Raw genomic sequence first — 21,879 nt, 5'->3', positions numbered from 1 at the left:
GCGCCGCGTGCTATGAATGAATGCCCTTGGTGATCGAGGGAGCATCAACATGGCGCAGGGTGAAAACTCATCGGGCCGTCGCTATCGGGCGAGCCGACGCAGCTTCGTCAGGGGATTGGGGACGGCTGGCGTAGTCCTGCCGGCTCTGACCGCGCTGCCGCGCTGGGGCTTTGCCGAGGATACCACTGCGGCTTACGCAAGCGCGTCCATCGACTGGAAGCAGTTTGCTGGGCAGACGATCACGCTTGCGGGTGCGATCCATCCCTGGTCGCATGCGATCGCGCCGCTGCTGCCGGAGTTCACCAGGCTCACGGGCATCACGGTGGACGCCGATTTCCAGCTGGAAACCACGTTCATGAGCGCTCTGCCGATCAGGCTCGCGCGCGGCAGCAGCACGCCCGACGTCTTCATGTTCACGATCTACGGTCAAGGCATCTCGGCAGGATGGCTCGAGCCGCTGAACCACTATTACTCCCAGAGGTCGCTGACCGATCTCGGCTGGTACGACGAGAACGACCTGCTGAAAACAGCCCGAGCCTTCCCGCTGTGGTCGGACGGCGAACGCTACGCCATCCCGATCACCTCGGAGGCGATGACCCTGTTCATCAACAAGGATGCGCTGGCAGCCAGGAACCTGCCGGTTCCCCAGACATTCGAAGAGCTGCTTGCCACAGCCAAGGCGGTCAAGACGAGCGAGATGTCGGGCATCGCCATGCGGGCCCAGGCCAGCTTCAATTCCTGCCCGCCGGCCTTGGGCTTCGTGTTCTCGTACGGCGGAGCCATGGTCAAGGACAACAAGGCCGCTTTCGCGAGCCCCGAGGCGATCGCGGCCGTCGAGATGTACGGACAGATACTGAGCCAGGCCGGACCTTTCGGCGCCGGCAGCTATGAATGGTACCACGTGCTGGATGATTTCCTGCAGGGCAGGACCGCAATGGCCATCGACAGCAGCAACTTCGCGACCGACATCTCCAATCCCGCGAAGAGCCGTGTGGCTGGGCACGCCGGGTATGCAACTTTCCCGCATCTCCCCGGCCGTGCACCCGTTCCCTTCATGTCGCACTGGCAGGCCTGCATCAATTCCAAGTCACGAAACAAACGGGCAGCGTTCCTGTTCCTGCTCTGGGCGACGAGCAAGCCGACATCGCTGCAGACGGCTGCAGCCGGGCTGGCCACGACACGCGTGTCGGCGTGGTCCAGCGAAGGCTTCAAGACGGCGTTCGGCGCGGAGGCCGCTGAGGCGGCGCTCACCAACCTGCAAAATGCCGATGTCGACCGCGCCAAGGCCATTCTTTTCCACCCGCAATCGAAGCTGATCCTCGACGCCTTCATGATCGGCGTCAACGAAGTGGTCAACGGGGCGAAATCGGCAAAGGACGCGATGACAGGCGCGGCCGAGCAGGCCAATGCGGCGATCCGCGGGTAGCGGCCAATCGGTAGTGCTGGAGCCGTGCTGTGCGCGGCTCCATCGGGCCTAGCCGCTCGGCAATGCCGGTCAGGCGAATCCGACCTCATGCCGCATCACGAACGGTGCAAGCAGCGCGTGCACCTCGCCGGCGACCACCTCGCGCTGCTCCGCCGCGAGTCCCGCAAGCGTGACGGTGGCGATCGAGCCGTGGCTGCCATGGGCGCCGACTTTTACTTTGCAGTCGATGCCGCGCTCGGCGATCGGCGCCAGCACCTTGGCGAAGACACGCTGCGCCGCGTCCCAGCGCAGCTGCGGCTTGAACACCTTCCCGACACCGGTGACCGGCATTGGATCGATCGGGATGATCTGCACGGGCACGGCGGCGCGCTCGGGCGTGCGCTCGCGTACCCACGTCTCGAGCTCGCCGGGCTCGACCTGGGCACCCGGCTTCAACTGCACATAGCCGATCGGCAACTCGCCGGCATAGGCATCGGGCTGGCCGACCACCGCGGCGAAGCCCACGGCAGGATGGCGGAACATGATCTCCTCGATCGGCGCCGGATCGATGTTGTGGCCGCCGCGGATCACGAGATCCTTGGCGCGGCCGGTGATCCAGAGATAGCCGTCGGCATCTAACCGGCCGAGATCGCCGGAATTGACCCAGACCTCGTCGACGAAGGCGCCCTCGTTGTGTTCGCCGTTGAGATAGCCGCCGAACACGCCGGGACCGGCCATGATCACGACGCCGATCTCGTCAGGTGCGCAGTCACGGATCAGCCGGCCGTCGGCATCGAGCTGCACGATGCGCACGCCCGCATAGGGCATCGGCAGACCGACCGAGCCGAGCCGGATCGGCCGCGACGGATAGGCCAGCGTATGCACGCTCGAGGTCTCCGTCATGCCGTAGACCTCGACCACCGGCAAGCTGAGCTTGTCCTGAATCGCCGAGCCGACCGCGACGGGAATCGCCGAGCCACCGCCGGCGGCATATTTCAGGCTGGAGATGTCGGCATTGCCCGGCGGCACCGCGAGCGCGGCGGCGAGCACCGTCGGCACGCTCGACAGCGCCTCGGGCCTGAAGCGTTCGACCAGTCCCCAGATGTTCTTCACCGAATTCGGATTGCGCCATCCGCTCGGCGACAGCACGACGAGCGATCCGCCGCTCGACAGCGTCAGCAGCACCTGCGTCAGCGATCCCCCGACGTGAAACAGCGGCATGCCGAACAGCATGTTGCCACCGGGTTTCGACTTCAGCATCAGACCGAGCGCCCAGGCCTGATAGACTTGGTTGGCATGGGTGTGCCGCACCAGCTTCGGCGTGCCAGTGGTGCCGCCGGTGTGGAAATAGGCGGCGATGTCGCTCCCAGGAATCTTACGCCCGCTGACAAGCCGGTCGGACGGCTGCTGCTTGATGAGATCGTTGAACGCGTAGATTCCGTTGGCGGGATCGCCGCCGCCGAACACCTGCACGATCGCCTTGAGATGTTTCAGCTGCGGGCGGATCTGCTCGACCTTCTGCCAGATGTCGGTGCCCGGCATCGGCCCGAGCGCCACCAGGATCTTGGTGTTTGCGGCTTCCAGGATCTCCGCGATCTGGTGCGGCTCCAGCAACGGGTTGACGGGATTGGCGATGCCCGCGGCCTCCGCGCCGAACAGCGTCACGAAGGCATCGGGCACCAGCGGCAGCATGAAGCTGATGACGTCGCCCTTTTCCGCACCGAGCGCGTGAAACATGTTGGCGGCCTGCGTGACGCGCGCGATGAAGTCGCGGTAGCTGACGACGAGCGGCGTGTCGGCCGGATCGGCATTTTGCAGGAACTGAATCGCCGGACCGTCGGGGTTGCGCTCAGCGCCGAGCGTGATGGCGTCATAAGTGCTCTCGGCCGCGACGCGATCCGCGTAAGGGACCTGCTCGAAGGCCCGCACCTCCGCGTCCGTTGCCAGGTCCGGGTAGTCGTTGCCGATGAGCCGATCGAGCGCGTGGATGCCCGCCATGGAATTTCGTCCTCCCTCATGTTCATTCCCCGCCCCTTGTCGTTGACATTTTGGTTCAGGCGAGGTCCCGGCCGATTGCCGGTCGGGCGCGGACAGAATGATGGATGATTTGGCGTTCGTCCATTCCCTACGGGCTGCGGCGATAGAGCCCTGTGAAACTGGCTCCGGCGCCGCCGCAATCGCCATTGTCCTGCACCAGCAGAAACGGGCCGGCGCGCCGCATGCGCACCCGGCAGCCGCTGTCGCAATTGGTCTCGAACGGCAGCCAGCCGTCCTCGAGGAAGGCGATGTTGTCCGTTGCAGGCTTCACCTGCGCGTCGAGCGTGCCGGTGTGGACGTCGCGCATCGTGGCCACGGCCATCTCGCCCACGATATGCAGACGACCGCCGATGCCATCGTCGGTGATGGCGATGCTGCCGTTCGGAAGGCTCCAGGTGCCCAGCCAATCGCTGAGCTGTGGAGCCGGCATCGGTGCGACCGGGCTCAGCGCCGCGCGCGGCAGCCAGCCGTTGCGCCAGGCCGGGATCCTTCTCACCGGCGAGCGGTAGCTGATGCAGGTGAAATCGCCCCGCGTCCGGCCAGCAAGCACGAAGTCGCCGGGCACGAGATAGGACTTCTTGCGGCAGGCCCCGCCCGCCGCGGGGCAGCTTGGGGCCTTGCCGGTCTCGTCGTCCGGACTCTTGACGAAGTTGACGCGCGGGCCGGCCGTCACCCGCGCCACCACGACCTCGTCGTCCCAATCAACGCCGGCGCAGCTTCGGGGGTCATAGGCGACGTCGCTGGTACCGCGGTCGATGAACATCGGGTTGGCGAACAGGCTTCGGCTGTCATACGTGTCGTAGGCGACTGCCGGGCCTGCGGCCAGGGCCAGCATCGCACTCAACATGATTCCGATGATCCCGGCTCGCATGGCATGTTCCAAAGTCGGCAGCGTTGCTGTGAGTTGCGCCTGGCGCCCACGAGGTTCGACCCCTCATTCTTGAACCTCCACGCGCGATCGGGGGACCAACAACTGGCGCTGGCCTCGCCACCTGACCCCGCGCTTGCGCAAATTGAGGACTCCATGACCACGACCCTGCAGCAGCGGATGACACGGCTGATTGTCGTACTCACGATTGCATCGGCGATCGCCCTGCCCCGCACCGCCCGCGCCGAGGAAACCCATCTCGACAAGATGCGAGCGAAAATCTCGGCACTCGTCGGCAACATGATGGAGAAGCAGGGCGGATCGCGCATCGTCTACAAGGTCGATACGGATGGCCTGCGCGAGGCTGCCGTCACAGACCTGCGCGACGACGTCTACAAAAACCTGCGAGACGGCCACATTGCATTCTCAGGCCTTGCGATCCGTGCCGGCAGCGTCGAGGTCAAGATCGCCGACGCCAAGGGCCGTGATCAGCTCGAGCGCAAGCTCACCTCGGTGGCAAACACGTTGCCCGCGCACGCGTTCACCGTGGCCGACGCCGGCGATGGACTGATCAGGCTCACGCCCGCGGATGCCGCCCTCGCCGCGCGGCAGCACGATCTGGTCGAAGACTCCATCGCCATGATCGAGCAGCGCCTCAAGGACAACGACATCAAGCTCGCCAGCGTGCAGCCGGACGGGCCGGACCGCATCCGCATCTTCCTGCCGGGCATGATGGAGCCCGAGCGCGTGATCGCGATCTTCGCCAAAAAAGTGCGCGTCAGCTTCCGCACGGTCGACCTCTCGATGCCGGCGGAGCAGGCTGAGCTCAGCAGCCCTCCCGCCGGCTCCGAAGTCCTGTTCGGCTTCAAGGACAAGCGATCCTACCTGGTTTCGAAGGACAGCGCGCTCGACGGCGGCGACATCAGCTATGCCGGCCCGGGCTTTGCCACGGGCACCAAGGATCCGATTGCCTCGTTCACCTTCAATGCGCGCGGCGCCCGGCGCTTCGCGCACGTCACGGAAGAGAACATCGGCAAGCCCTTTGCCATCGTGCTCGACGACAAGGTGATTTCGGCCCCCGTGATCCGTGAGCCCATCACCGGCGGCTCGGTCCAGATCTCCGGCAATTTCACTCTCGAAGAGGCCAACAGAGTCGCCATGCTGCTGCGCGCCGGCGCGCTGCCGGGGCACCTTTCCCTCGTCGAGCAGCAGGTCGTCCAGCCCGCCGCCAAGCCATAAGGTACGGGATCGCCGACGCTCCCCCGTGCTGATGGCCTTGACGCGGGCCAAGCCCGCCCACAAGTCCATTCATAGGTCCGAAGCCGCCAACCGGGCTCCCGAATCACGAACCGCTCGGATCACAGGCGCAACGAACGGGCAATTGCCGAAACCCCCGTTCAGGCTAAAATTTGCCTCTTGCGGCAAGACCGCCGGAAATTCCATTCAAGCGGTCGTCATTCGATTTCGGCTATACGTCTTGAGACCATCGACCTGGACTGAAGGCCTTTCGCGGGGACATATCATGGCGTCCGGCAGCGCAGACATTTCGTCGATCCTCGACCGCATTCTCGATGCGGCAACGGATAATCTGAGGATCGCGAAGATCTTGGTCCAGATGGGCCTCGATCCCAACAACGTCACCTACGACGCGATCTTCAATCGGCTGCTGGAGATCTTCCTGCACAACATCACGCTGGCCAATCTGCTCGCCGCCATCGGCGCCGGCTTCTTCGTCGCCACACTCTTGATGCGGACGATGGTGCCGTTGCGCGTCGCCAACATGGTCGGCTGCGTGTTCTTCGCCGCCTTCGGCGCGCTCTCCGCGAATGTCTCGACGTTTCTCCTCTATCTGCTGCTGCTTCCGATCAACGCCGTGCGCCTGCGGCAGATGCTCAAGCTCGTCAAGAAGGCGCGCCATGCGGCCGAAGGCGACATGTCGATCGAATGGCTCAAGCCGTTCATGACCGAACGAAAATACCGCCGCGGCGATACCCTGTTCAGGCTGGGCGATCCAGCCAAGGAGATGCTTCTCACGGTAACCGGCAAGTTCCTGGTCAAGGAGATCAACGTCGAGATCGGGCCCGGAGCTCTCATGGGAGAGCTCGGATTCCTGACGCCGGATAACCGGCGAACCGGAACGATCGAATGCGTCGAAGACGGACAGGTGCTGACGATCACCTATGACCGGCTGCTCGAGATCTATTTTCAGGACCCACAGTTCGGCTATTACTTCCTGGTACTGACCAGCCAGCGCCTCCTGCAAAACATCGACCGCTTGCAGAAGCAGTTAGCTGCCGAACGGGCCGCGACCACGAACAGGATTGCGTGATCGGCCGCCCAGAGACGCTCCTACCCCGCCTCGGCCTCGCCGCTCACCATTCGCGCCACCACGCGGTCGCGGCGGATGAACTGATGCCAGAGGGCGGCGATCACGTGAACCGCGATCAGCGCGAGCAGGACATAGGCAAAGAAGATGTGGCGGTGCTCGTAGGCGTCCGCTGCCGCGCGGTCCGGCGAGGTGAATTGCGGCATGTGAAACAGGCCGAAGAAGTCCGAGTAGTTGGGCGAACGTGCGCCGGAATGCGCCCAGCCGAGCGCCGCGACCAGGATGACCACGAGATACAGCGCGCCATGGCTGATGTGGGCCGCGATCTTCTGCCAGCGCGAGGTCTCGGCCGGCAGCGCCGGCGTCGGGTTCAAAGCGCGCCAGGACATGCGAATGAGTGTGAGCAGCAGGATCACATAGCCGATGTCGGCGTGGATCGAGCGGTAAAAGAACCGGTCCGGGCGCGCCGGGACGTGGTTCATCCACCAGCCGAAGCCGATCATGCCGATGATCGCCAGCGCCAAAATCCAGTGCAGCCACCGGGCGACGCTGCCCCAGCCGGCATTCGTGTTTCTGATCATGTCAGCTCCCCGTTTGCGGAAGGCATCCCGGCCCGCACCGCAGCGTGGCTGCTGATAGCGGGACAATGCGGCAGCCGCGAAATGGAATCATTCCAAATCGGCACCATGGCGGCTCGGCCGCAAAACCGCCCCAAAAACCGAATGGTAACCATGCGAGGACTAGGGTAACCACGTGACCGACACTCCAACCATCCTGGTGTTCGATTCCGGCCTTGGCGGGCTCACGGTGCTGCGCGAGGTCGTGGCCGCGCGCCCGGACGCGCATTACGTCTACGTCGCCGACGACGCCTTCTTCCCCTACGGCCACCACAGCGAGGACGAGATCATCGCCCGCGTGGTCCCGCTGATGGGGGAACTGATCGGCACACATGATCCTGACCTCGCCGTCATCGCCTGCAACACGGCGTCCACCCTGGTCCTATCGCATCTGCGCGCCGCTTATTCCCTGCCCTTCGTCGGCACGGTGCCGGCGATCAAACCGGCCTGTGCGCAGTCGAAGACCCGCCGTGTCTCGGTGCTCGGCACCAAGGGCACGGTGAAGCGCGAATATACGAAGGCGCTGATCCGTGACTTCGCGCAAGGCTGCGAGGTGACGCTTGTGGGCTCGCCCGAGCTCGCCTCACTCGCCGAAGCCGCGCTCGGCGGCCATACGATCAGCGACGGCGACATTCTCGCCGAGCTGAAGCCCTGCTTTGTCGGCGATCCCGACGATGCGAGCGCGCGCACCGACACGGTGGTGCTCGCCTGCACGCATTATCCGTTGCTGCTCGAGCGCTTGAAAAAACTCGCGCCCTGGCCGGTCGACTGGATCGATCCAGCGCCCGCGATCGCACGCCGCGTCTCGGACCTGCTCGGTCCGCGGGCCGCGGAGATCGTGCAGACCGGTGCGGAAATGATCTTCACCTCGAACCGCGTACACGGGCTTGGGCCCACCTTGACGCCGTTCTTCGGCGGCCGCGTGCCGGCCTGACTTCTCGCGTCAACGGCGCACTGCTAGGCTCCGCCGTCATCGTCCCCGCAGGTTTCCCATGTCGGTCTCGCCAACGCCGCTCAACCGCCTCCGCCAACTCTGGCGCGAGGGCCGTCCCGCCTTCGGTGCGATAGCGACGATCCCGAGCGTGCAGACCGTGCAGATCATGGCGCGCTCGCTCGACTGGATCATCGTCGATCTCGAGCACGGGCCCATCGGCCTTTCGGAAGCGCATGCGATGATCGCTGCCACGACGGGCACGCCATGCACGCCCTTGGTGCGGATCGCGGCGAACGAGCCGTGGCTTGCGAAAGCGCCGATGGACATCGGCGCCTTCGGCATCAACTTTCCGATGATCGCGAGCCGCGCTGATGCCGAGAAGGCCGTGCGCAGCGTGCGCTACCCGCCGCGCGGCGACCGGCTCTGGGGTCCCTTCCACGCGCCGTTCCGCTGGGGCCAGTCGATGCCGGACTACATGGCCGGCGCCGATGACGAGATGATCTGCATGATCACCATCGAGCATGTCGACGCCGTCAACCGCATCGACGAGATCATGGCGACGCCCGGCATCGACGTCGCGGTGATCGGCCCCGGCGACCTCGCCACCTCGATCAACAAGCGCGGACAGATGGACGATCCGGAGTTGCTCGAACTGATCGCCCGCGCCGAGGCCGGCATCCTCAAAAGCGGTGTGCCGATCGGCGGCGTCGCCCGCACCGCCGAGCAGGCAAACCGCCTGATCGACCGCGGCTACCGCGCGATCGCGCTCGGCTTCGACTGGTCGCTGTTCCAGCGCGGCATCATGGCCGCATTCGAGGGGATCAAGCGGTAGATTGCAGGTTCCGGCGATCTTGCAGGAGGGTACGAAGTTACGTCAAATTAACCATTCAAACCATTGATAAGACACGATTTATGGAGATCTTCGCCTGAGTTATTAACCGTCGTGGGGGCGCGACAACGGTCGGCCCCGGACCGGTTCGCTCATGCTAGATCAAAGCGGCGGGCGACCCGCCTGCCGCGGCCGCTGCGGCGGCTGTCCTGGGCGGTCGGGCTGAATTTCGGCCGGCAGCGGGGCAATTGGTTCGGCAGCTTCTCGGTGACCTCTATCGCGGCCTATGGCGGCGGTGCGCTCCATGCCATCACGCCGGGCCCCTTTATCGTCAGCTATGGGGTGGTCGAGCCCGACCAGACCATAAATGTCGTGATCCGCTGGGATCACCGCGTGACCGATGCCGCCCCGATCGCCCGGGTCCTGACCCGGCTGGAACAGGTGCTGAACACTGAAATTGCTGCCGAATTGCTGACGGCTCGGTCGAAGCCGATCCGGGCGGTGAGGGCCTGATTCCGGGCTAATCGCATTGACAGGGCGGCCCAAACTCTCCTAAAAGCCCCCTGCTCGCGGGCCGATTTCGGCCCGCGAAGCGTTTCGCGACCCGTGGTCCTGTCCCTTTCCAAGCTTTGGGGATCGGACCTGTCGGTGCCGGGCTAGCCCGGCACACAGGAGGGCGCGTTTCTTCAAACCATGAACCCGAAGAGGACGCGATGACTAAGCGCAGTGAGGCGAAGTACAAGATCGATCGCCGTATGGGCCAGAACATCTGGGGCCGCCCGAAGAGCCCTGTGAACCGCCGCGAATACGGCCCCGGCCAGCACGGCCAGCGCCGCAAGGGCAAGCTCTCCGACTTCGGCGTGCAGCTCCGCGCCAAGCAGAAGCTGAAGGGCTATTACGCCAACATCTCCGAGCGCCAGTTCCACGGCATCTATGTCGAGGCGAGCCGCCTCAAGGGTGACACCGGCGAGAACCTGATCGGCCTCCTGGAGCGCCGTCTCGACGCGGTCGTGTACCGCGCCAAGTTCGTCTCCACGATCTTCGCCGCGCGCCAGTTCATCAACCACGGCCACATCAAGGTGAACGGCCGCAAGGTCAACATCTCGAGCTACCAGCTCAAGGTCGGCGACGTGATCGAGGTCAAGGAAGCCTCCAAGCAGCTCGCGCACGTCCTCGAGGCGAGCCAGCTCCCCGAGCGCGACGTGCCCGACTATCTCGAAGTCGACCACGGCAAGATGACCGCGAAATACGCGCGCATCCCCGGCCTCTCCGACGTGCCGTTCCCGGTGCAGATGGAGCCCCACCTGGTCGTCGAATTCTATTCGCGCTGATAACGAAGTTCGAAAGGCCCCGGTTCGCCGGGGCCTTTTCATTTGAGGCGGCCACTCCCACGTCTCAAGCTATCTGTGCTATGACTGCGCTTCGCGGAGTACACCATGACGCGTCTTCTGGAAGAGGCCTTTAGCAAGGTTTCAACCCTGCCTGATTCAGAGCAGGACGAGTTGGCGCGGACGCTGCTTGAGCTCGCTGGTGTCGACCAGCCTCCGATCCGGCTAACGGCCGCGGAAGAGGCGGATCTCGACGAGGCCGAGGCTGAAATCGCCCGTGGCGAGCTTGCCACGGCCGACGATGTTCGCGGCATGTGGGCCAAGCACGGGCTGTGGATGTCCGTTACACGAAGCGGGCGCTCGCCCAGATCGACGAAGTCCTGACCTACATCGAGCGCGATCGCCCCAGGGAGCAGTGCACGTACGCGACCGTATTGTCGCTCTCATCGCGTTACTCCAGGATCATCCTTATGCAGGGCGGCAGACTACTCGTGCATACGTCCGTCGCTTGCCGGTCAACCCTTATCCCTATCTGATCGATTATCGTGTGACCGCGACAGAAATCGTTATTATGCGGTTTCGTCACGCCGCCCGACGTCCACCCAGAACTCGCTGAACGCGAGTGAATGCCATTCCCTCAGGGAGCAAGTTGATGCTCTACACCCCTCCCCCCGTCGATCCCAAGGCACCGCCGGTGCGCGTCAACCTGCTCTCGGATACGCAGACGCGGCCGACGGCTGCGATGCGCGAGGCGATGGCGCGCGCCGAAGTCGGCGACGAGCAGGTCGGTGATGATCCGAGCGTGAACGCGTTGTGCGAACGCGTCGCCGATCTTCTCGGCAAGGAAGCCGCCGTGTTCATGCCGTCAGGCACGATGTGCAACGTCACCGCGACGCTGGTGCATTGCCGTCCCGGCGACGAGATCCTCGCGCACGAGACCGCGCACATCATCGCGCGCGAAGGCGGCGCGCATGCCGCGATCGGCGGCTTCCAGATCACGCAACTGAAAGGCCCCGACGGTCAGTTCACGCCGGAGACATTCCGCAAGGCGCTCCACCCGCGCACCCGCTACCAGCCTCCGCAGACGGTGGTCAGCGTCGAGCAGACCGCCAATATCGGCGGCGGCACGGTCTGGAAGAAGGCGGCACTCGACGAGATCGTCGCCATCGCGAAAGCCAACGGCCTTGCTACTCACATGGACGGCGCGCGCCTTCTGAACGCCACCGTCGCGACCGGCGTCTCCGCGCGCGACATGACCGCCGGCTGGGATTCGGCCTGGATCGACTTCTCCAAGGGCCTCGGTGCCCCGATTGGCGGCGCGCTCGCCGGCTCCCGCGAATTCATCGACGCGGTCTGGCAGTGGAAGCAGCGTCTGGGCGGCTCGATGCGGCAGGCCGGCATCTGCGCAGCCGCCTGTATCTATGCGCTCGACCATCACGTCGATCGCCTCGCCGACGACCACGCCAATGCGCGCGCGCTGGCGCGCGGGCTGGCGCAAATCGCTGGGATCGAGGTGCAGGAGCCCGAGACCAACCTCGTGTTCTTCAGGCCCGACGGCGCCGGCGTCCCCGGCGACAAGATGGTCGCGGCCTTGCGCCAGCGCGGCGTGATGCTGGCGATGATGGACGGCCGCATCCGCGCCTGCACGCATCTCGACGTCACCGCGAGCCAGATCGAGGAGACGCTCGGCCACGTCCGCGAGATCGTGCGCGGCGCGTAGCTAACGCCCCATCGCCTGATAGATCAGCGTCTTCAGCGCCAGTTGGATCCTGCCGCGCTGCGACGGGGTCTGCACCATGAAGATCCCGAACAGATCGTCCTCGGGATCGATGAAGAAGAAGGTGCCGCCCACGCCGTCCCAGCGGTACTCGCCGAGCGGCCACGAGGTGTTCGGCGGCACCGAGGTGCGCACGGCGAAGCCGAGGCCGAAGCCGCTGCTCGCGCCCGGATAATAGTGCTGGTCGCGCGCGATCTTGGTCTCCGGCCCGATATGATCGGACGCCATCAGCGCGATTGTCTCAGGCTTGAGATAGCGCCGACCGTCATAGGTGCCGCCATTCAGCAGCATCTGCGCGAAACGGGCGTAATCACTGACCGTGCCGACCAAGCCGCCGCCGCCGGATTGCCATTTCAGCGGCAGCCTGGGATCGCGCACCTGCGTCGTCGGATTGATGTTGCGGTCATCCGGCATCGGCTCGGCAATGCGCGGGAATTTGGCGGGATCGGCGACGTAGAACGCGGTCTCGGTCATACCGAGCGGATCGAGCAGCCGCTCCTTCTCGAACTGCAGCAGCGTCTTCCCCGAGATCACCTCGACGACGCGGCCGAGCACGTCGGTGGAGTAGCCGTAGTCCCACACTTTCCCCGGCTGCTCGACCAGCGGCAGCGTCGCGATCTTCGCGACGAAGTCGGCATTGCTGAGATCGCCGTCGAAGAGGTTGGCCTCGGCATAGAGCTGATGCACCACGCCACCGCCATAATAGCCGTAAGGCAGCCCGGAGGTGTGACGCAGCAGATCCTTGATCGTGACCGGACGCTCGAGCGGCTGGAGCGCCAGCGCGACCTTGCCGTCCTCAGGCTTGGTCTCGACGCCGACCTTCAGGCCGGCAAAGGCAGGAATGTATTTCGAGACGGGATCATCCAGCGCGAGCTTGCCCTCCTCAACCAGCATCATCGCCATGACGGAGGTGATCGGCTTCGACATCGAATAGAGGCGGAAAATCGTGTCTGCGCTCATCGAGATCTCGGTCGCGACGTCGCGGACGCCGAAATTCTCGTAATAGACCGGCTTGCCATGCTGCTGCAGCAGCAGAATGCCGCCGGGAATCTTGCCGGTCACGACCTCGTTCCTGATGTAGTCGGAGACCTTCGCCAGCCCTTCGGGCGAGAAATTGTGCGCGGCGCGTCCCTCGGAGCCCGCCTGCGCACCGATTGCACCAAGCAGAAGGACGAGCGCCGCGATCAGCGCGCGGCGCCCGCACATGTCACTTCTCCATGGATTCATAGACCAACTGCTTCAGTGTCCGCTGCACGCGCTGGCGCTCGCTCGGGGTCTGTTCCAATAGGACGAAGAACATGTCCTGCTTGCGGTCGACCACCAAATAGCAACCGGAGGCACCGTCCCATTTCAATTCACCGAGATCGCCGGGCGGCGGCGGCTTGGCATTACCGGGATCGGTGCGCACAGCAAACCCAAGTCCCATGCCAAAACCGTCACCGGGAAAATAGAAGTAGTCCCGCTCAACGCCGGAATCCTTGCCGGCATGGTCCGATGCCATCAGTTCGAACGTCTTCGGGCTGAGATAGGTCTTGCCCTCGAACGTTCCTCCATTGACCAGCATCTGCGCATAGCGCGAAAAGTCCGCCATGGTCGAAACCATGCCGCCGCTGGCGGATTCCCACTTCTGGCGAACCTCAGTCCTATACTCGCGGCCGACCCGGAAATTGCTGTCGTTCGGCAGCGGCTGGGCGAGCCGTTTCAGCCGCTCCGGTTCGGTGACGAAGAAGCCCGTATCGGTCATACCGAGCGGATCGAGCAGCTTTTCCTTCTCGAGCTCGAGCAATGACTTTCCGGACACGATCTCCATGATCCGCGCCAGAATGTCGGTGGAATGGCCGTACTGCCAGAGCGCGCCGGGTTGATTGTGCAGCGGCAGCTTGGCGATCCGCTCGGCGAACTCGGCGAGGTCGAACTCGCCTGCGTAGATATTGGCGTCGCGATAGGCCTTGCGAACGAGGCTGTCGCCGTAGAAGCCGTAGGTGATGCCGGAGGTATGACGCATCAGGTCGAGAATGGTGATGGGCCGGACCAGCGGTACCAGCTCGAGCGTCTTGGTGCCGTCCTCGGCCTTCTTCTCCTCACCGACCTTCACATTTGCAAAGGAGGGAATGTATTTCGAGACGGGATCGTCGAGCTTGATCTTTCCGTCCTGGATCAATTGCATCGCCACAACGGAGGTGATCACCTTGGTTAGCGATGACAGGCGGAAGATCGTCTTGTCGGTGATCGGCGCCTTGCTGACCACGTCCTGCACGCCGAAGGCCTCGTGATAGACCGGCTTGCCATGCTGCTGGATCAGCACCGTCGCGCCGGCGATCTTGCCGGTTGCGACCTCGTTCCTGAAGAACTCGCTGACCTTGGCGAGCTTGTCCTGATTGAAATGCGCGCCGGCGGGAATTTCGTAGGTCCCCTCCGCCTGCGCCAAAGAGATTGCGCCAAAAGACACCAAAGCGCCGCAGACCAGCGAGCGCAGCCCAATACCAATATGTGAAATCATATCCCCTCCCCGGAACATGGCCGGGCGGAGTGTACTGACCGGCTCAGTCGGCACAAGGGCCGGCTTGGCGCCCGAGCGCCTCGGCATGGAGGCCGGCGCTCGGCTCCGAAAAGCAGCAAAACACGACACGGGTGACAGATGGCGTCCCGGGCAGCATTTCGATCGTGGTTCGGACGGCAATATCGGCGGCGCGGTCGGCGGGGAAACGGTAGATCCCGGTCGAAATTGCGGGGAAGGCCACCGACGTCAGCTGATGCTTCCGGCACAGCTCCAGAGATCGGCGATAACAGGAGGCGAGCAGATCGTCCTCGCCGAGGGCGCCGCCATTCCACACCGGCCCCACCGTGTGGATCACGTTGGCCGCCTTGAGCCGATACCCCTTGGTGATCTTGGCATCGCCGGTCTTGCAGCCGTGGAGCATCCGGCATTCGGCGACGAGCTCAGGCCCGGCCGCCCGATGGATGGCCCCATCCACGCCGCCCCCACCGAGCAGCGACGTGTTAGCCGCGTTGACGATAGCGTCAACGCTCAGTGTGGTGATGTCGGCAACGATGACATCAAGTTGGACGTCACCGACGCGGCGCGTCAGCGTGGTCAAGCGTCAGGCCGCGACCACAACGCCCTTGTCGGAGAAGAGCTGCTGCAATTCGCCGGCCTGGAACATCTCGCGGATGATGTCGCAGCCGCCGACGAACTCGCCCTTCACATAGAGCTGCGGAATGGTCGGCCAGTTCGAATAGACCTTGATGCCGTTACGCAGCTCGGCGGATTCGAGAACGTTGAGGCCCTTATAGCCGACCCCGATGTGATCGAGGATCTGGACGACCTGGCCGGAAAAACCGCACTGCGGAAACTGCGGCGTGCCCTTCATGAACAGAACCACGTCGTTCGACTTCACTTCGTTGTCGATGAATTCCTCGATGCTCATATCCGTGTCCTTCTGGGGCGGAGCCCTCAATAATCGCTTCGGGCGGCTCAGCCGATTTAACCCGATACCTGACCATATATGTAGCCCAAACTATTGTGCATCCAAAGTAAAATGGCGGCGACGAGGCTCCCGGCGCCGCTCCGGAGCCCGGCCATGGGCTATGGGCTGATGACGCTAATATCATCGCCGGGGAGGACTTTTTTCCCGTAACGGAGGCCCTATCTAGGACGAACCTGAATTTTGGAACCGGACTACGCCAACAACGTTCTCTCGTCTTGTCTGGAGAAAAACGTGACGAAACAAGCCTCCGCCACGGCCACGCCACCGCTTTCGTCACCATTGTCCGGCCCGGGTGGCCTCGCCCAGGCACTGGAGGAGGCGTTTCTCGCCGTCCGCAACGAGACCGAACGCCGGGCCGCGCCGCTCTCGCCCGAGGACCAGCAGATCCAGTCCATGCCCGATGCGAGCCCCGTGAAATGGCACCGTGCGCACACAACGTGGTTTTTCGAACAGTTTCTGCTTGGCGAGCACTGTCCGGGCTACCGGCCCTTCCACCCCGACTTCGCGTTCCTGTTCAATTCCTATTATGTCAGCGCCGGCCCCCGTCACGCCCGGCATCGCCGCGGCGACATCACGCGGCCGAGCTCCGATCAGGTCGGCTGCTATCGCAAATATGTCGATGCGGCCGTCGTAAAATTCTTCCGCGAAGCCGATGCGGACAAGCTTCGCGCGATCGCGCCGCTGGTCGAGGTCGGGCTCAATCATGAGCAGCAGCACCAGGAATTGATGTTCACCGACATCCTGCATGCCTTTGCGCAAAATCCGGTCTCGCCAGCCTACGATCCGGATTGGCACTTCCCGGCGTCGATACGAGCGGGCGAGGATTGGCTGACGCTCAACGAGGGCATCCACACCATCGGGCACGGCAGCGACAGCTTCCATTTCGACAATGAGAAGCCCGCGCATCGCGCGCTGGTCGGTCCGGTCAGGATCGCGCGCCATCTCGTCACCAATGGCGAATGGCTCGCCTTCATGCGCGACGGCGGCTATCGGACTGCAACGCTGTGGCTGATGGACGGCTTTGCTGCCGTCAACAACGAGGGCTGGGACGCTCCCGGCCATTGGCGCGAGGTCGACGGCAGGTGGCACATGGTGACGCTGGCCGGCCTCAAGCCAGTCGATCCCAACGCGCCCGTCTGCCACATCAGCTACTACGAGGCGGATGCGTTCGCGCGCTGGGCCGGAAAACACCTGCCGACCGAGATGGAATGGGAGGTCGCCGCCCGCGCCGGGCAGCTCAACGACGTCTTCGGCATCGTCTGGCAATGGACGCGCAGCTCATATTCGCCCTACCCCGGTTATCGCGCGATCGAAGGCGCGCTCGGCGAGTACAACGGCAAGTTCATGGTCAATCAGCTCGTGCTGCGCGGCTCCTCGCTTGCAACCCCGAGCGGGCACAGCCGCATTACTTATCGCAATTTCTTCTATCCCCATCACCGTTGGCAATTCACGGGATTGCGGCTCGCCGACTACGACTGAGTTCTCATCCGACGACAACCGCGCGCCGGACAGCGCGTTCAGGAGAGTATCATGAATGTGCACGCCAGCGCTTTGGCCGAGGCCCATCTTCCCGACGAGCAGACCACCGCGTTCGCCCGCGAGGCCATCGAGGACCTGTCACAGCAGCCGAAACGGCTGTCGCCGAAATATTTCTACGACGCGGCGGGATCGGAATTGTTCGAGGCGATCACACGCCTGCCGGAGTACTATCCGACCCGCACCGAGCTTGCGATCCTGAGGGAGCGCGGCAGCGAGATTGCGGAAATCATTCCGGAACATGCGGCACTCGTCGAGTTCGGCGCTGGCGCGACCACAAAAGTCCGCCTGCTGCTCAATCACTGCAAGTTCGCCGCCTATGTGCCGGTCGATATCTCAGGCGACTTCCTTCAGGCACAGGCCAGCGGCCTCAAGCGGGACTTCCCGTCGCTCGGCATCTATCCGGTGGCGGCCGACTTCACCACGCCGTTCGAGCTGCCCAAGGCGGTCGCGTCATTGCCCAAGGTTGGCTTCTTCCCGGGCTCGACCATCGGCAATTTCGAGCCGCAGGAAGCCCAGGCCTTCCTCAGGAGCGCGCGCGAAATCCTCGGCCAAGGCGCGCTGATGATCATTGGCGCCGACCTCGAGAAGGACGAGCGCGTGCTCTTCGATGCCTATAACGATGCCGCCGGCGTCACCGCGCGCTTCAATCTCAATGTGCTGGTGCGGATCAACCGCGAGCTCGGCGGCAATTTCGATCTCTCCGCATTCACCCACCGCGCGATCTACAATCGCGAGCGGCACCGCATCGAGATGCATCTGATCAGCAAGAAGAACCAGACCGTGCGCATGCTGGGCACGAGCTTCTCGTTCCGGCCGGGCGAGAGCATCCACACCGAGAACAGCTACAAATACAGCCTCGCGCGTTTCGCGGCGCTGGCGCGGGGCGCCGGCTGGCGGGTGCGCGAGACCTGGACGGATGCGGCGAAGATGTTCTCGGTGCACGCATTGGAGGCCGCGGAGTAACATCCTGCAGCCGAACACGCCGGTTCAGGTCGCCTTAGCCAGAGCGCCGGCGGCCGTCCTCGCGGCGGTTCAATGCTCCTTGGCCTCGGCCGGCGTCGAGCCCAGCGAGACCGACTCCCACACCGCGACCACGATCATGATCACGCTGGTCGCGATCGACAGCCATAGCGGAGAGAGATCGGCGGCGATCCAGCTCAGCGCGAGCAGCAGGATGATGCCGATGCCATGCGAGAGCTGGAGGAAGCCGCGGATCGAATGCTTGAACAGGATGGTGCCGATCAGGAACACCAGCGGCCCGCCGATCGTGCTCACGACGGTGCGGATGTCGGAATGGCCGGTCGGGTGCTTCAGCACCAATTCGTCCGAGACCGCGGTCAGAATGATGCCGGCGACGATCGGCATATGGAGATACGTGTAGGCGAGCCGCGCCAGCCGGCCGGATTCGGCGGTCTTCGAGATCAGCTCGGAACCGGCCTCGGCACCCTTGTGGAAATAGACCCACCACATCGCGATGCTGCCGACGAGCGCGGCGACGAAGGCGAGAATGTTGTCCGCGGTCCAGTCCAGCTCGGCAAAGGTCGCGCCGTTGACGACGATGGCCTCACCGAGCGCGATGATGATGAAGCCGGCGCAGCGTTCGGCCATGTGGCCGCCTTCGACGGCCCAGGCCTCGACCGACGAGAAGCCCAGCTTCGGGACCCAGAAGCGGGCCGCGGGCGACACGTATTCGATCGTCAGCGCGGCGATCCAAAGCCACAACCGGGTCTCCCCTTCCGCGAAGCCGCCGAGGATCCAGAAGATCGCGGAGATGGAGAGCCAGACCAGAATGCGGATGGCGTTGTGCCGGACCGGGACCCGGTGCAGCGGGGTCGCGAACAGCCAGAACGCCGTGCGTCCGACCTGCATGGTCGCGTACGCAATCGCAAACCACAGGCCGCGTCCCTCGAACGCACCGGGGATCGTCGTCGACAGCACGAGGCCGCCGAGCATCATCAGGAAAAGCAGGATCCGGACCGGCGTCAGCTCGGGATTAAGCCAGTTGGTGACCCAGGCGGTGTAGACCCAGACCCACCAGACCGCGAGAAACAGCAGCGTGACGTGCACCGCGCCGAGCGGGCTGAAGTGATGCAGCAGCGTGTGCGAGACTTGCGTGACCGCGAAGACGAAGACGAGATCGAAGAACAGCTCGGCATAGGTCACGCGGCTATGCTGGTTCGGCACGATGACACGAAACATCGCGCCGCGAGGATTGTCCGCAGCCATCTTCGTACCCTCGCGCGTCAGATCAGGTGCCAGGCACCCCGGTCTGCAGCGCAAGCGCATGCAGCACACCGCCCATCTGGCCACGCAGCGACTGATAGACGATCTGGTGCTGCTGCACACGCGACTTGCCGCGGAAGGATTCCGAAATGACAGTCGCGGCGTAGTGGTCGCCGTCGCCGGCGAGATCACGGATGGTTACCTCGGCATCGGGGATCGCCGCCTTGATCATCGCCTCGATATCGCGGGCGTCCATTGGCATTCGGGTCGCGCTCCTTCTGGTCTCGTTCGGCTTCGAATCACTGCCGGGGTCCCCTCGCCGGCAGGGCCAAACTTAGCGTGAACGGACTTCTAGGTCACGCACCCGGTCACTATATTCCGGATCCGACCAGGATAAAGGCACGACAAAGTGCCGCGCGCGGCAGATTGATCGAAAAGGCGTGAAATCATGAAGCTTCCAGGGCCCGACCACCCCATCACCATCACCCAAAATCCCCGGCGCGTCCGCGTGACGGCCGGCGACGTCGTGATCGCGGAAACCGCCAGGGCGCTGACGCTGAAGGAAGCCAAATATCCGGCGGTGCAATACGTGCCGCGAGAGGACACCAACATGGCGCTGCTCGAGCGCACCGACCGCGTCACCCACTGCCCTTACAAGGGCGACGCCAGCTATTACAGCGTCAAGGCCGACGGCAAGGTCCTCGACAACGCGATCTGGACCTACGAGACGCCCTACCCCGCGATGGCGGAGATTTCCGGCCATCTCGCCTTCTACCCGGACAAGGTGAAGATCGAGGAAGTGGGGTAGCCACTGCGCAAGGCTTCGTCATGCCCGGGCTTGTCCCGGGCAACGACTGACAATGCTGCTGCGGCCCCCGTTATGCCCTGAATATCGTGAGCCCCAGCACCAGAAGCACCAGGAAGATCACGACGAAAATATAGAACAGGAAGCGGGCGATGTCGGCGGAGGCGGCCGAGATGCCGGTGAATCCGAGCACGCCGGCCACGATCGAGACCAGCAGAAAGATCAGCGCCCATTTCAGGATTGTCATCGCGAGCTCCGACACCTCGTGCCGCCTCAGGCGGCTCGACCATTTCGTGATCGCTAACTTCGCGACGCGGGACTGGTTCCTGGGGGTGCCGGTTGGGGCGATGAATGACCGAAACTGCCCTTGCTGAATCTGGTTCCCGGCGGCAGAGTCCGATCGGGAGAGGCAGCACAAGCGGGGCGACCATGAGCACGATCTCACATTCAGCGACGATCGGCGCGGAAGCGCATGCTGCGCCCAAGCGCAAGGCGCGCAACCTGTCGCTCGATCGCGCCCGCACCTTCCTGACGCTGGTGGTGCTGCTGCACCATGCCGTCATCCCCTATACCTATTTTGGTCATACCGACCCGAAATTCTTCTTCGGCTTCGACATGATCGTGCTGGCCACCGACAGCTTCTTCATGGCGATGTTCTTCTTCCTGTCGGGCTTGTTTGCGTGGTCGGGCATCGCCCGCAAGGGAGCGCTGAACTATTTGACGGATCGCCTGGTTCGGCTTGGGCTGCCGTTCGTGGTCTGTGCATTCACGATCATTCCGCTTGCCTATTACGCCATCTCGCTCCGGCACCATCCCGAGATCGGCTTTTCGGAATACTGGTGGAATATGGTCACGAAGGGCCCGTGGCCGAGCGGGCCGATCTGGTTCCTTTGGGTCCTGCTCGGCTTCGACGTGATTGCCTGCATCCTGCATCGGCTGTCGCCCAACCTGCTCGATCCGATCAACCGCCTCTCGCTGCACGGCCGCCGCCGGCCCGCCGTGTTCTTCGCGGTCATGCTTGCCGTCACCGCAGCGTTCTATGTTCCCGGGCTGATGTATTATGGACCAAGCAGCTGGTTCGAGTTCGGGCCGTTCTCGGTGCAGCACGGGCGCGTGATGCTCTATGCGAGCTACTTCTTTTTCGGTGCCGGCATCGGTGTCGCGAATATGGATCGCGGCCTGCTCGCGGCAGACGGCCGGATGGCAAAGGTCACCTGGGACTGGATGATCTTGACGATCGTTCCGTATTGCCTGCTCTGGGTGCTGATCTTCATCAAGCGCGAAATACTGGGAAATCCGTCGCCGCTGCCGAACTGGTATGAGGGGCTCTATGCCGCCTGCTTCGCTGTCTTCAGCGTGGCCATCATGTTTCTGATCCTGGCCTTTTTCCAGAGGTTCAAACAAACAGGCTCGGCCAGGCTACTCGATCCGATGCAGGCGGATGCCTACGGCATGTTTTTGGTGCACTACCCGATCGCGCTTTGGCTGCAATACTGGCTGTTCGACTATAACCTGCCGGCGATCATCAAGGCGACGATCGGGTTCGTGCTGACGGTCGCGTTCAGTTGGGCGCTGACGCACGCCTTGCGCCAGATCCCAGGGGCAACCAAGGTGCTGTGACCCATGTACGTCATTGCGAGCGTAGCGAAGCAATCCAGAGTCTCTCCGCGGAGGCTGACTGGATTGCTTCGCTACGCTCGCAA

Annotated in this window: 23 protein-coding genes and 1 pseudogene; 14 read left to right on the top strand and 10 right to left on the bottom strand. The window is 63.9% G+C overall.

Features of this window, described 5'->3' with window-relative positions; genetic code table 11:
* Positions 1–49: 49 nt before the first annotated feature.
* A complete protein-coding gene (locus AXW67_RS20500; RefSeq protein ID WP_063679303.1) occupies positions 50–1,426 on the top strand; it encodes an ABC transporter substrate-binding protein in 1,377 nt (458 codons plus the stop codon).
* 69 nt (positions 1,427–1,495) lie between these two features.
* On the opposite strand, the gene AXW67_RS20495 is transcribed toward AXW67_RS20500, so the two are convergent.
* Positions 1,496–3,403 (bottom strand): acyl-CoA synthetase, encoded by a 1,908-nt coding sequence (locus tag AXW67_RS20495; protein ID WP_063679302.1) that lies wholly within the window; start codon positions 3,401–3,403, stop codon positions 1,496–1,498.
* Positions 3,404–3,530: 127 nt separating this feature from the next.
* Positions 3,531–4,313 carry a hypothetical protein gene (locus tag AXW67_RS20490; protein ID WP_082907970.1) on the bottom strand — a complete coding sequence of 261 codons (783 nt, stop codon included), beginning with the start codon at positions 4,311–4,313 and terminating at the stop codon, positions 3,531–3,533.
* A gap of 153 nt (positions 4,314–4,466) precedes the next feature.
* Between AXW67_RS20490 and AXW67_RS20485 the strand changes: the two genes are divergently transcribed.
* Both AXW67_RS20485 and AXW67_RS20480 read left to right on the top strand, forming a co-directional pair.
* Entirely contained in the window at positions 4,467–5,549 is a 1,083-nt protein-coding gene (locus AXW67_RS20485; RefSeq protein ID WP_063679301.1) for a SecDF P1 head subdomain-containing protein, read from the top strand.
* 283 nt (positions 5,550–5,832) lie between these two features.
* The gene (locus AXW67_RS20480) at positions 5,833–6,639 is read left to right on the top strand and encodes a Crp/Fnr family transcriptional regulator (protein ID WP_027552560.1); all 807 of its coding nucleotides are present in this window, start codon (positions 5,833–5,835) and stop codon (positions 6,637–6,639) included.
* A 20-nt stretch (positions 6,640–6,659) separates the two neighbouring features.
* On the opposite strand, the gene AXW67_RS20475 is transcribed toward AXW67_RS20480, so the two are convergent.
* Positions 6,660–7,217 (bottom strand): cytochrome b, encoded by a 558-nt coding sequence (locus AXW67_RS20475; protein WP_063679300.1) that lies wholly within the window; start codon positions 7,215–7,217, stop codon positions 6,660–6,662.
* Between the two features lie 172 nt (positions 7,218–7,389).
* On the opposite strand from AXW67_RS20475, the gene murI reads away from it, so the two are divergent.
* The 7 genes and pseudogenes from murI to AXW67_RS20445 all read left to right on the top strand — a co-directional run bounded on the left by murI (position 7,390) and on the right by AXW67_RS20445 (position 12,064).
* The gene (gene murI / locus AXW67_RS20470; protein WP_027552562.1) at positions 7,390–8,187 is read left to right on the top strand and encodes a glutamate racemase; all 798 of its coding nucleotides are present in this window, start codon (positions 7,390–7,392) and stop codon (positions 8,185–8,187) included.
* Positions 8,188–8,245: 58 nt separating this feature from the next.
* Complete coding sequence (locus tag AXW67_RS20465) at positions 8,246–9,019, top strand: HpcH/HpaI aldolase family protein (protein ID WP_027552563.1); 774 nt, start codon at positions 8,246–8,248, stop codon at positions 9,017–9,019.
* A gap of 156 nt (positions 9,020–9,175) precedes the next feature.
* A pseudogene (locus tag AXW67_RS20460) lies at positions 9,176–9,529 on the top strand (acyltransferase); the annotation flags it as partial.
* Between the two features lie 200 nt (positions 9,530–9,729).
* Positions 9,730–10,347: a 30S ribosomal protein S4 gene (gene rpsD / locus AXW67_RS20455; protein ID WP_018647416.1), complete on the top strand. Its 618-nt coding sequence runs from the start codon at positions 9,730–9,732 to the stop codon at positions 10,345–10,347.
* Between the two features lie 105 nt (positions 10,348–10,452).
* A complete protein-coding gene (locus AXW67_RS20450; RefSeq protein ID WP_063679299.1) occupies positions 10,453–10,728 on the top strand; it encodes a hypothetical protein in 276 nt (91 codons plus the stop codon).
* A complete protein-coding gene (locus AXW67_RS40660; protein ID WP_347336755.1) occupies positions 10,646–10,960 on the top strand; it encodes a type II toxin-antitoxin system RelE/ParE family toxin in 315 nt (104 codons plus the stop codon). The genes AXW67_RS20450 and AXW67_RS40660 overlap by 83 nt, the downstream gene beginning before the upstream one ends.
* Before the next feature lie 36 nt (positions 10,961–10,996).
* Positions 10,997–12,064, top strand: a complete 1,068-nt coding sequence (locus tag AXW67_RS20445; protein ID WP_063679298.1) for a threonine aldolase family protein — start codon at positions 10,997–10,999, stop codon at positions 12,062–12,064.
* Here the strand turns inward: AXW67_RS20445 and AXW67_RS20440 are convergent, their stop codons facing one another.
* From AXW67_RS20440 to grxD, 4 genes are read right to left on the bottom strand one after another with little or no spacing between them, the layout of a single operon-like run.
* Positions 12,065–13,327 carry a serine hydrolase domain-containing protein gene (locus AXW67_RS20440; RefSeq protein WP_063679297.1) on the bottom strand — a complete coding sequence of 421 codons (1,263 nt, stop codon included), beginning with the start codon at positions 13,325–13,327 and terminating at the stop codon, positions 12,065–12,067.
* A gap of 1 nt (position 13,328) precedes the next feature.
* A complete protein-coding gene (locus AXW67_RS20435; RefSeq protein ID WP_063679296.1) occupies positions 13,329–14,621 on the bottom strand; it encodes a serine hydrolase domain-containing protein in 1,293 nt (430 codons plus the stop codon).
* A 43-nt stretch (positions 14,622–14,664) separates the two neighbouring features.
* Complete coding sequence (locus tag AXW67_RS20430) at positions 14,665–15,219, bottom strand: O-acetyl-ADP-ribose deacetylase (RefSeq protein ID WP_063679295.1); 555 nt, start codon at positions 15,217–15,219, stop codon at positions 14,665–14,667.
* Positions 15,220–15,222: 3 nt separating this feature from the next.
* Positions 15,223–15,549, bottom strand: a complete 327-nt coding sequence (grxD, locus tag AXW67_RS20425) for a Grx4 family monothiol glutaredoxin (RefSeq protein ID WP_063679294.1) — start codon at positions 15,547–15,549, stop codon at positions 15,223–15,225.
* A gap of 240 nt (positions 15,550–15,789) precedes the next feature.
* Between grxD and egtB the strand changes: the two genes are divergently transcribed.
* Both egtB and egtD read left to right on the top strand, forming a co-directional pair.
* Positions 15,790–17,088 carry an ergothioneine biosynthesis protein EgtB gene (gene egtB, locus AXW67_RS20420; protein WP_063679293.1) on the top strand — a complete coding sequence of 433 codons (1,299 nt, stop codon included), beginning with the start codon at positions 15,790–15,792 and terminating at the stop codon, positions 17,086–17,088.
* Between the two features lie 51 nt (positions 17,089–17,139).
* Positions 17,140–18,111 carry an L-histidine N(alpha)-methyltransferase gene (gene egtD, locus AXW67_RS20415; protein ID WP_063679292.1) on the top strand — a complete coding sequence of 324 codons (972 nt, stop codon included), beginning with the start codon at positions 17,140–17,142 and terminating at the stop codon, positions 18,109–18,111.
* 69 nt (positions 18,112–18,180) lie between these two features.
* Here the strand turns inward: egtD and AXW67_RS20410 are convergent, their stop codons facing one another.
* The gene (locus tag AXW67_RS20410; RefSeq protein ID WP_063679291.1) at positions 18,181–19,374 is read right to left on the bottom strand and encodes a low temperature requirement protein A; all 1,194 of its coding nucleotides are present in this window, start codon (positions 19,372–19,374) and stop codon (positions 18,181–18,183) included.
* Between the two features lie 22 nt (positions 19,375–19,396).
* Complete coding sequence (locus AXW67_RS20405) at positions 19,397–19,633, bottom strand: BolA family protein (RefSeq protein WP_027552574.1); 237 nt, start codon at positions 19,631–19,633, stop codon at positions 19,397–19,399.
* 186 nt (positions 19,634–19,819) lie between these two features.
* Here AXW67_RS20405 and AXW67_RS20400 point away from each other — a divergent pair, with 186 nt between their 5' ends.
* Entirely contained in the window at positions 19,820–20,179 is a 360-nt protein-coding gene (locus AXW67_RS20400) for a DUF427 domain-containing protein (RefSeq protein WP_063679290.1), read from the top strand.
* Between the two features lie 70 nt (positions 20,180–20,249).
* Here AXW67_RS20400 and AXW67_RS20395 read toward each other — a convergent pair whose 3' ends face one another.
* Positions 20,250–20,423, bottom strand: a complete 174-nt coding sequence (locus AXW67_RS20395; protein WP_027552576.1) for a DUF1328 domain-containing protein — start codon at positions 20,421–20,423, stop codon at positions 20,250–20,252.
* A 182-nt stretch (positions 20,424–20,605) separates the two neighbouring features.
* Here AXW67_RS20395 and AXW67_RS20390 point away from each other — a divergent pair, with 182 nt between their 5' ends.
* A complete protein-coding gene (locus tag AXW67_RS20390) occupies positions 20,606–21,796 on the top strand; it encodes an acyltransferase family protein (protein WP_063679288.1) in 1,191 nt (396 codons plus the stop codon).
* The last annotated feature ends 83 nt before the right edge of the window (positions 21,797–21,879 follow it).

Source organism: Bradyrhizobium neotropicale (genome assembly GCF_001641695.1).
GTDB classification, from domain to species: Bacteria; Pseudomonadota; Alphaproteobacteria; order Rhizobiales; family Xanthobacteraceae; genus Bradyrhizobium; species Bradyrhizobium neotropicale.
The sequence above is the reverse complement of the archived record's forward strand: the minus strand, read 5'-3'. Positions and strand labels throughout refer to the sequence as shown.